The sequence below is a fragment of the Enterobacter cloacae complex sp. SHL022 genome (assembly GCF_049237785.1).
Classification (GTDB): domain Bacteria; phylum Pseudomonadota; class Gammaproteobacteria; order Enterobacterales; family Enterobacteriaceae; genus Enterobacter; species Enterobacter hormaechei_C.
The window spans coordinates 1-9,141 of sequence record NZ_JBMKJH010000020.1 but is presented as its reverse complement, the minus strand read 5'-3'; the positions used below and the strand labels follow the sequence as shown (position 1 = coordinate 9,141).

At 45.3% G+C, this 9,141-nt stretch carries 7 protein-coding genes and 1 pseudogene; all 8 read right to left on the bottom strand.

What is annotated here, in order from left to right; all coding sequences use genetic code 11:
• Positions 1–21: 21 nt before the first annotated feature.
• Positions 22–990 carry a formylglycine-generating enzyme family protein gene (locus tag ACOTZD_RS22750; protein ID WP_421636372.1) on the bottom strand — a complete coding sequence of 323 codons (969 nt, stop codon included), beginning with the start codon at positions 988–990 and terminating at the stop codon, positions 22–24.
• Positions 991–1,029: 39 nt separating this feature from the next.
• Entirely contained in the window at positions 1,030–1,998 is a 969-nt protein-coding gene (locus ACOTZD_RS22745; RefSeq protein WP_048243948.1) for a formylglycine-generating enzyme family protein, read from the bottom strand.
• A 39-nt stretch (positions 1,999–2,037) separates the two neighbouring features.
• The gene (locus ACOTZD_RS22740) at positions 2,038–3,003 is read right to left on the bottom strand and encodes a formylglycine-generating enzyme family protein (RefSeq protein ID WP_174402495.1); all 966 of its coding nucleotides are present in this window, start codon (positions 3,001–3,003) and stop codon (positions 2,038–2,040) included.
• Between the two features lie 11 nt (positions 3,004–3,014).
• The gene (locus ACOTZD_RS22735; protein WP_421636371.1) at positions 3,015–5,249 is read right to left on the bottom strand and encodes an ATPase; all 2,235 of its coding nucleotides are present in this window, start codon (positions 5,247–5,249) and stop codon (positions 3,015–3,017) included.
• Between the two features lie 17 nt (positions 5,250–5,266).
• Positions 5,267–7,789, bottom strand: coding sequence for a type VI secretion system Vgr family protein (locus tag ACOTZD_RS22730; protein WP_174402493.1), 2,523 nt, complete (start codon positions 7,787–7,789; stop codon positions 5,267–5,269).
• Positions 7,776–8,318, bottom strand: a complete 543-nt coding sequence (locus tag ACOTZD_RS22725; RefSeq protein ID WP_174402492.1) for a putative T6SS immunity periplasmic lipoprotein — start codon at positions 8,316–8,318, stop codon at positions 7,776–7,778. The genes ACOTZD_RS22730 and ACOTZD_RS22725 overlap by 14 nt, the downstream gene beginning before the upstream one ends.
• Positions 8,312–8,872, bottom strand: coding sequence for a hypothetical protein (locus ACOTZD_RS22720; RefSeq protein WP_058658211.1), 561 nt, complete (start codon positions 8,870–8,872; stop codon positions 8,312–8,314). Before ACOTZD_RS22720 ends, ACOTZD_RS22725 begins: the two co-directional genes overlap by 7 nt.
• Positions 8,872–9,141: pseudogene (locus ACOTZD_RS22715) on the bottom strand (hypothetical protein); the annotation flags it as partial. The gene ACOTZD_RS22720 and the pseudogene ACOTZD_RS22715, both read right to left, overlap by 1 nt.

The window sequence follows — 9,141 nt, the reverse complement described above, 5'->3', positions numbered from 1 at the left end:
CTTTAGTGTATAGTTCCGGTATTATCTGACCGGTTTCGGGCTGTTGACGACGCAACGAACCGTTTTGTCGCCGGGGAGATATCCCTCATTAGCAGGGTCTGAGTCGAAGCGGAATATCGTTGCGCCGCGTCTTGGTCCGGAGAAATCCTGTGAGCGGATAACTTTTGTGTAATTACCGTTACTATCTTTAAACACTGGTTTTTCAGGGCCCTGAGGGTCTTTTACTGATGAGTATTTATAATAATCAGGATCATACCAGTCCTTTACCCACTCCCATCCATTACCGGCCATGTCATATATACCTAAGGGGTTTGGTGGATAAAGATCACCGGGCAACGGAGAGTAGAGTCCCAAAGACGTGCCCATTTTTTTTGCATATAGTTTGCTATCCTTTTCTGAAGCTACATTGCTTTTATCTCCTTCTCCAATTCGTATGGTCCCGTCATTGGTTGGAACAATTACAAATTGTCCACGACTACGCGCTGCATATTCCCATTGCGCTTCTGTTGGTAATGAGAAAGGTAACTCAGTAATAGTAGACAGCCAGTGACAATATTTTTCCGCCTCATACCAGTCGACATGAGCAGGTGTATCGGGTGTCATATTTTTTTCCCGCCAGCGCTGTCCATTTCTGGTTTTCAAATCAACATTCCTTCCAACTAAATTATTATAAGCCAAATAAAACTGGTACTGTTTGTTACTGGTTTTAAACTTACTTATCGAATAACTTGTCAGCTCGACTTTATGTAATGGTTTACTATGCTGATTTGCATCATAGGGTAAATGTTCCGGGCCGTATTTTTCGCCATAATCTCCCATCAGAAATTCACCACCCTGTACAAAGATAAGCTCGGCCTTAATCTCACCCACAAATTTAGAGAGTTCAGCGCTGCTTTTTGGGGAGGGTAGCACCAACTGCTTTTGCTGATCGCAGGAGATTAGTGACAAAACGGTAATAAGAATCCCCCCCGTTCTGTATAAAATCCTCATAACTGTTTCCTTATTTAACTTTTGTGTGTCGTTCCGGTATTATCTGACCGGTTTCGGGCTGTTAACTACGCAACGAACCGTTTTGTCGCTCGGCAAGTGGCCTCTGTTCTTTGGATCTGAGAAATACCGGGTTATGGTAAGGCCTCGTCTGGGGCCGGAAAAATCCTGGGAGCGGACAACTTTTGTATAATTCCCGTTGTAATCTTTATAGACAGGATTGTCTGGCCCCTGTGGATCTTTCAGTGGTGAATGTTTGTAATAATCCGGGTCATACCAGTCCTTCATCCATTCCCAGCCGTTACCGGCCATGTCATATATACCTAAGGGGTTAGGCGGACGCGCATCACGCGGCATTGGAGAAAGGATACCTAAACCGGAGCCTTGTTCTTGAGCGAATTTTTCGCGATCGTCTGAAGTGGTAATATTCACACCCTCGCGGTTCTTAATCTGTATAGTTCCATCATCAGTCGGTACTATAATAAACTGTCCTCTACTGCGTGCCGCAAATTCCCATTGTGCTTCGGTTGGAAGGGAAAAAGGTAAGTTTGTAATTAACGATAGCCATTGGCAATATTGTTGAGCCTCATTCCAGTCTACATGCGCCGGAGTTTGTGGTGTCATATTTAATTTATCCCATTTTTTTAAATTAGGATTTTCTTTACTAACTGTTCTTCTATACTGATTGTTGTAGGTTAAATAAAACTGATACTGTTTATTACTGGTTTTAAACTTACTTATTGAATAACTTGTCAGCTCGACTTTATGTAATGGTTTACTATGCTGATTTGCATCATAGGGTAAATGTTCCGGGCCGTATTTTTCGCCATAATCTCCCATCAGAAATTCACCACCCTGTACAAAGATTAGCTCGTCCTTAATCTCACCTACAAATTTAGAGAGTTCAACGCTGCTTTTTGGGGAGGGTGGCACCAACTGCTTTTGCTGGTCGCAAGAGATTAGTGACAAAACGGTAATCAGAATCCCCCCCGTTCTGTATAAAATCCTCATAACTGTTTCCTTATTTAACTTTAGTGTATAGTTCCGGTATTATCTGACCGGTTTCGGGCTGTTGACGACGCAACGAACCGTTTTGTCGCTCGGCAAGTGGCCACTGTCTTTTGGGTCTGAGAAATACCGGGTTATGGTAAGGCCTCGTCTGGGGCCGGAAAAATCCTGGGAGCGGACAACTTTTGTATAATTCCCGTTGTAATCTTTATAGACAGGATTGTCTGGCCCCTGCGGATCTTTAACTGGTGAGTGTTTGTAATATTCCGGGTCATACCAGTCCTTCATCCATTCCCAGCCGTTACCGGCCATATCATAAATACCTAAAGGGTTTGGTGGATAGAGATCGCCAGGCAACGGAGAATATATTCCTAATGATGTTCCCATTTCTTTTGCATATTCCTTACTATCTTTTTCCGAAGCTACATTCCTTCCGCTTTTGTCGACTTTTATAGTTCCATCATTAGTCGGAGCTATAACAAACTGTCCCCTATTGCGTGCCGCATATTCCCATTGTGCTTCTGTTGGTAATGAAAAAGGTAAATCTGTTATTGTCGCTAACCACTGACAGTATTGTTGAGCCTCATTCCAGTCTACATGCGCCGGAGTTTGTGGCGTCATATTTAATTCATCCCATTTTTTTGCACCGGGGTTTTCTTTATTGACTGTTCTCCTATACTGATTGTTGTAGGTCAAATATAACTGATACTGTTTATTACTGGTTTTGAACTTACTGATTGAATAAGCGGTGAGTTGAACTTTATGTAACGGCTTACTGTCTTGTTTACCATCGTAGGGTAAACCTTCTGGTCCGTATTGTTCACCATAATCTCCCATAAGGAATTCCCCGCCCTGTACAAAGATTAGATCGGCCTTAATCTCATTAACAAATTTTGACAAGTCATTACTGTTCTTTTTCGCTGGCATGACCGAGGAATTCTGCTGGTCGCATGACATCAGTGCTGCAACTGTCAGCATCATTAAACCTATTTTCACTAATTTTTTCATCTTCGACCCCCTTAAACTTCAATTATATTGTTGTCACTTACAGGACTAAATATTCTGGATTTGGGATAGAATTCATTATCCATTCTGTATAGTTTGTAAAATTCCGTATTGTTCATAGCGAGCGCGTATCCCCAGGAAGGTGTGACCTTTAACCTCCGGTAGATCTTATCCATCTCATTATCTTTGTTGAGACCTTCTTGCAAAAACTCCTTCAGGTCATTCATTTTTCTTTGGGCAACCATGTATTTTAACGCTGAGTTCCCAGCGGCCAAATCACTCCCATCAGCGTTACAATGGCTAAATACCTGGAACCATTCACGTTGTGTTTGGATACTATCTAAGATGGTTAATATTGCTTCTTTGCGATCATGGTAAATATCAAGCATGACTCTATTATCCAAGTCCACATGATCATAAAGATTATGTCGCGTTAATAAATATATTAAGATACCTTTCGCTTCAGGAGTAGTTTTTATTAAATGATTAGGTTTTGACAGTATATTATGAGCAATGTCGTTTCTCTTTTGTGAGGAATTAACCCCTTCTTCAAAAGAAGAAACAACTGAAATAAAATAATCATCAATATCATTTAATGTGATTGCCATATTTTTTAATTCTTCTTTAACTTCTTTCTTTATTTCAGAAAGAAGAATCACACTAATCTTCGTAAAAGCCCCGAATGCTTCTTTGGATATAACCTCAAAAAAAGAATAATCAAGGCCATATAATTGATAAACCAGCCAGTACCCAAAATCGTAAAGTTTGTCGTAGTCAACTTCTGCTTCAAAAGAACCTTTGGCGCCTGCACCTAAACACAGACTGGCAGCGATACTGAAACAGAAGCGTCCATTAATGAAATCGCACTGAAATTTTCCCCCTGCACCAGCCCCAACCATTCCAACAAATGCTTCTGAAATTGAGCAAAAGTCGACAAATTTTGCAGCTTCTTTCGCATCATCGCCTTTTTTTCCCTGGTGCACCGTTAACTCGACAGGTTGTAACCATTGAACGCCCCCTTTCATCTTGAATTCAGCACGTGCGCCGGCAAATATCTCTGCGCTTGCAGACGCGCCTTCTTCATTTTTTTCTCTTGCCTGATGAAACGCGGCACCTGTTGGAGAGTGTCGATCTCTGAAACGAGGCAGGCGCCCTTCGCGATCTCCCATTATAACCTGCTTTGTTCCAATGGTAGTAACCTGTAGTTGAGCTTCAACCTGTGCCGATGCTCCAGCAAAGCCGATAAGTGACGTCTCAAGATACATACGCCACATTCCCATATTGAGAACTTTAGTTTTTCCAGGAGGTGGCAGCATTTTCAAAGACCAGCCAATGCGATCGGGTATGTAAAATTTAGCACTGGCTGTACCCGATGCTACAGAAAGGACGGTGCTATGTTCACCTTTAATTGTTAATTTTCCTTTATGAGGGTCCCACTCTCCTGACGCACCAGTATTGGATGTAAAACGCAAAAATTGTGCACCAGCAGATACATCAATATTCTGACCAATTTCCTTTTCCAACACCATACTGCTGTTCCAGGAATCTGCCCAGTCACACAATGTCTTGTCTATTTTACCAATATCTTTGACTTCAAAAAATTTTATTCCTTTGCTTTTAGATTCTAGTTTTTTTAACTGTTCTTTTATTTTTTGCGTATTTATACTTTTAATATTGCCATTATTGTCACGTTCAAATATACTTTCTTTTCCAGTAGTACGATCTCGTCCTCGTAAACTTACCCGATGTATATCTCCAGTTCCAAAATTATCAATATACGATTTTTTTACATATACATAACGACTACCAATCCCGTTACGCCCTCCCTGATTTTTTTTAGTTTTTATCGGTATCAGTTCTGTTACCTCTTTATAACCAGCCCCTTTAGATTCAAAATCTCCTAGCGTTTTCTGTAAATCCTTTTTCTTATCTGCTAATTTTTGTTCTGCTCCTGATACCTTAGCTTCAAGCGAAGTGAGTTCAGCAGCTCTGTCGGGATGCGAAAGAACTTTTCCATAGGCTTCAATTGCCGCCGAATATATTTCATTTGCTTTATGAACTTCATCCACCAGCATCATAAGATTTCTGGCGTGATCATCCAGAGCTGATGCTATTTTCTCGTTAAGAAGAATTAGCTCTTCATTTTCGGTACTAAAATAAATCAATGTTGATTCGTGATGTGCTACAACTGAACTTCCTTCTTTTTTATTCAGTGTCCCTTCAGCAACCGGAGTGTCATGTTCACTCATAAAAATCACCTCCTTGTTTACTCAAAAAACAATTTAATGGATTTAGGATCTACTCCGTAATGGCATTGTGTATAACCATTTTCGTCAGTCATACCTCTAAGCGTCACGCCATCCGCAGTTTCTATGCGATATGGTATCAATGCTTTAGGTTGATCGGTATTTTTATCTAATACCTGAAAACGTTCATTCATGGGGTATTTGAATTGCGGGTCCTCTACCACCATGGGTTTTAACGCCTTTTCGAGTGAAGATATCCCTCCCCATAAAATATTGGCGCTTTTAAGATCGATTTTCCCTGGAGCACCAATTTCTACAGAACCATTTTTTATTTTTATATATGCCCCGCCGATACTGGTTAATGTTATACCCTGTGCAGCGTTCAATATTATTTCACTATTAACACTATTGAGAGTCATCGTTTTATCAGACTGAAGGCGCATTGCATCTGTTTGCGCTTGTATATCTACAATACCTCTTGCTGCAAATATTTTAATGCCCATCTTTTGCGCAAACAAGCTTATAGCTTCACCTGCTGCAACCGTCAACCTTTTGAAAATGCTCATATCAATATTTTCACCAGCCGTAGCCGTCAATGTGTGCCCGGACGACAGTTGAATATTTCTGGGTGTTGTTAATGCGATTCCTGCTGGCGCTGATGCCAGTATTCCCGCTTCTTTTAACTGATTCAGGGCCAGACTAAGTTTTTGTTGTGACGAACGATCGGCATCAAGAGCACCAGACACAGCGACACTTTGCGCTAATGCAGTGACTAATTCTAAAGCACTTTGTAATTGCGCAATAGCCGCGTTCATATCAAGAGTTTTGCCCTGGGCACTTGGTTGAACATCCCCACTGATAAAAATTCCCTTGCCACCACGTATCGCCCCCCATTTATCCGTGCGTAGTTCAAATCCTTCCCCCCGCAATTCACGGCTGGCATCCACATTGTGTCCCAGATTCAGCTGCGTCTTGCCGCCGTACTCCGTGCTGAGCTTGATATGCTCTTCACCCCGTTTATCTTCCATCCGCAGCTTGTTGTTCGTCGGCGTGCGGATCACATTCCGGGTGCTGTTCTTCTCCGTCACATGGTCAACGTGCCGCGAGTCGTGCAGCGCATGGGCGATATACGGACGATCGGGATCGCCTTCGTGGAACGCGATCGCCACTTCCGTGCCCTGAATCAACGGGAAGTGAAAACCGTACACGTCGCCGCCGTAGGGTTTGGCGAGACGTACCGGCATGCTCTCCTGACCCTGTCCTTTCACGTCACGATCGGCGTCAAATTTCACCCGGTACAGTCCGGATGCATCCTGCCAGGCGTAGATATCGTTGGCTTTTGCGCTGGTGATACGCGCCGTCATCGTCCCGGTCACCTTCGGGCGCGGCAGCAGCGGCGGACGCCAGCACACCGTTTCGCTGTACGGAACCCCCAAAATATCCACCAGAAGGGCGCTCTTGCGACTGGCAGTAAAATGCGCGCTGATAACCAGCACCGGTTCCTGTAAGACAGCAGGCAGGGTCGGCGGCAGGCCGTCGATAATCGTCAGCACCTGTGCCGGCGCGAGCCATGCAGCGGTGCTGTTACCGGTTATCAGCGTCTGGTTTGCCAGAAAACGCTCATGATCGAGGCGGGCATAAAAGTTGGCCGTCTCCGCTGCCGGATCGATTTTGTCACCGCGCGCCAGATGGCGCAGCCGGTAGTGGTAGACATCACCATAGGCCACACCTTCACCGTTTCCCCGGGTCATATCCGCTGGTGCCGACAGCAGTATGCTCTGTGCGTCCCGGTGGTTGTAATCTTTCGTGGTGACGCTGGCTTCCACCACGTTATGGGTAATATTCAGGCCCCACACCGAGTCAGCCCCGCTGTCGCTCATCCAGGACGGACTGTTGACTGGCAGGGTTTTACCAAATACCAGCGCCCGCTGCGCATCGGCAAAATGCACCACCTCTGTCTGCGCGTCTTCCTGGAGGGTAAACCAGTAAAATATCCCCACCTCCGCCAGCAGGCGCTGGATAAACGCCAGGTCGCTTTCCTGGTATTGGTTTATCTGCTCGCGCTTCGGGTAGCTCTGCTTGAGGTTGAATTCATATTCCCAGCCATGCAGGTTATGCTCCTGTAACACCTGCCCGACCACTTCGGGTACTGACTTATTGACAAAGAAACGGTGACTGCGGTGCTGCTTATCCAGCAAAAACAGAAATGGTTTAAGCGTGATCAGGTACTGTGTCTGGTCGGCAGAGCCGGAAATGCGTCTGAAATGAGTAATGACACCGTGCACTTTTTTCTGTTCAGTCATGCTCTCCAGTAACCCGCCCCCCATCGTCAGGGTTGCGGGTTCACACAAAAACCAGGCAGCATCAAGATGTTTGTCCGTACTGGTAAAAATGATGTCATACCTGTAAATCCTGCTCAGGCCTTCAATACCGCTGAAGTCTTCCACATCAAGTGGAGAAGGACAGGAAGGAATATCCAGCCTGTAGCGGTTCAGGGTTCCCGCCCCGGATAAAACGTTTTGCAAAGAGTCAGATAGATTCATAATTTTTCACTCCATGAACGGATCTAAAAGGGGATCTGCAGGAACCATCACGTTCGCCTTGATCAGGCTGAACTTCACTGTTGTCCAACTCGCCGTACGGTCTGACTGCCTCCATGTCATTAAGAGGAATGTCGAAAATACACTCGCCGGCAATCTCTACCCCGGCGACCATTCTGCGCGGCGTATCCTTATGGCGCTCAGAGTGCAGAACGTATCTGACAATGAACTGGCCTTTATCAGGAAAATGATGGAATGAAGGTGGGATACATAGCTGGCCGTTCACAATACGAAGTGTGGGACCAAACGTAATTTGCCGCTCCCTGAACCGGGTTCCTCTTGGAACGATGGAAATACTGACTGGCTGGTAGTCCTCTGGCTTCGGAACGCTGAAACACACATTGTCGCCTCTTGTGCTGACCGTTGTTATTTCATCAGGCCGAATGTAATCCCCGTGGCCGGGGCAACCGGTCAGTACCGTCAGGCTGAGCAAAAAAGCATGCCTGTGGCGAAAGGTTATTACTTTCACCATGGGAACCCCCGCAGCGTGCTGGTATACAGGTGGCGGATAACGGGCTCAGAAATGTTGCCGTCAAGCGTGATATCACCTGCTTTTCTTAGATCACACCATGTCTCGTATCCTTCAGCCTGCAACGTAAAATGGTCAGCAATAATCTGTGCCTGCTGTTCCATGGGATATTCACTTAACAGACGTCCATCCAGGACATAACGGTAACTCACCGCCCAGCTGACAAGCCCCCGCCCGATGATGTTCATTCCTTTTTCACGTTGCCAGACATGTGCCATTTCATGAATAAAAAGATGTTGCAGAAAAGGTAAAGTCGACGCGTAATCATCCCTGTACCAGTGACGAAAATAAATCTCACCGTTCGGGGACATCGCCGTATTTTTATTCTGGAGGCCCAAGGGAAGATAGCTGTCATGATGGATCCAGACCTTATGGTACGGGATCGTTGACTTGTAAACTGATTTCGCCAGCACAATCTCTCCTGACGTCAGTAACCGCAGCGAACCTTCCTTTTCTTCTTTTTGCTCCGCCTTCTTTTTTTTATCGTGGATGGACATCACTCATCCTCCTGCCGCAGCTCAATCATTACCCCCTCTTCCTCATCCCAGCCGAGCGTCAGGGTATGTGGTTTCTGTTTCGCCGCCATATGGCTCAGCAGCTGCTGACTCAGCACCGGCAGAATCTGCTGGTTCAGCAGGCTGTCAACATTGCGCGCCCCGGTGTCCGGCAGCAGGCAGGCCGCCGTCAGCGCGTCATACAGGTTCTCATTAATGTGCGTGGTCAGGCCGTAATGACGATGCAGACGTTTACTGACCTGCGCCAGCTT

What these genes read in the sequence shown, in the direction of transcription:
- ACOTZD_RS22750 (WP_421636372.1), bottom strand. Translation starts at nt 990, where the DNA reads ATGAGGATTTTATACAGAACGGGGGGGATTCTTATTACCGTTTTGTCA.
- ACOTZD_RS22745 (WP_048243948.1), bottom strand. Translation starts at nt 1,998, where the DNA reads ATGAGGATTTTATACAGAACGGGGGGGATTCTGATTACCGTTTTGTCA.
- ACOTZD_RS22740 (WP_174402495.1), bottom strand. Translation starts at nt 3,003, where the DNA reads ATGAAAAAATTAGTGAAAATAGGTTTAATGATGCTGACAGTTGCAGCA.
- ACOTZD_RS22735 (WP_421636371.1), bottom strand. Translation starts at nt 5,249, where the DNA reads ATGAGTGAACATGACACTCCGGTTGCTGAAGGGACACTGAATAAAAAA.
- ACOTZD_RS22730 (WP_174402493.1), bottom strand. Translation starts at nt 7,789, where the DNA reads ATGAATCTATCTGACTCTTTGCAAAACGTTTTATCCGGGGCGGGAACC.
- ACOTZD_RS22725 (WP_174402492.1), bottom strand. Translation starts at nt 8,318, where the DNA reads ATGGTGAAAGTAATAACCTTTCGCCACAGGCATGCTTTTTTGCTCAGC.
- ACOTZD_RS22720 (WP_058658211.1), bottom strand. Translation starts at nt 8,872, where the DNA reads ATGTCCATCCACGATAAAAAAAAGAAGGCGGAGCAAAAAGAAGAAAAG.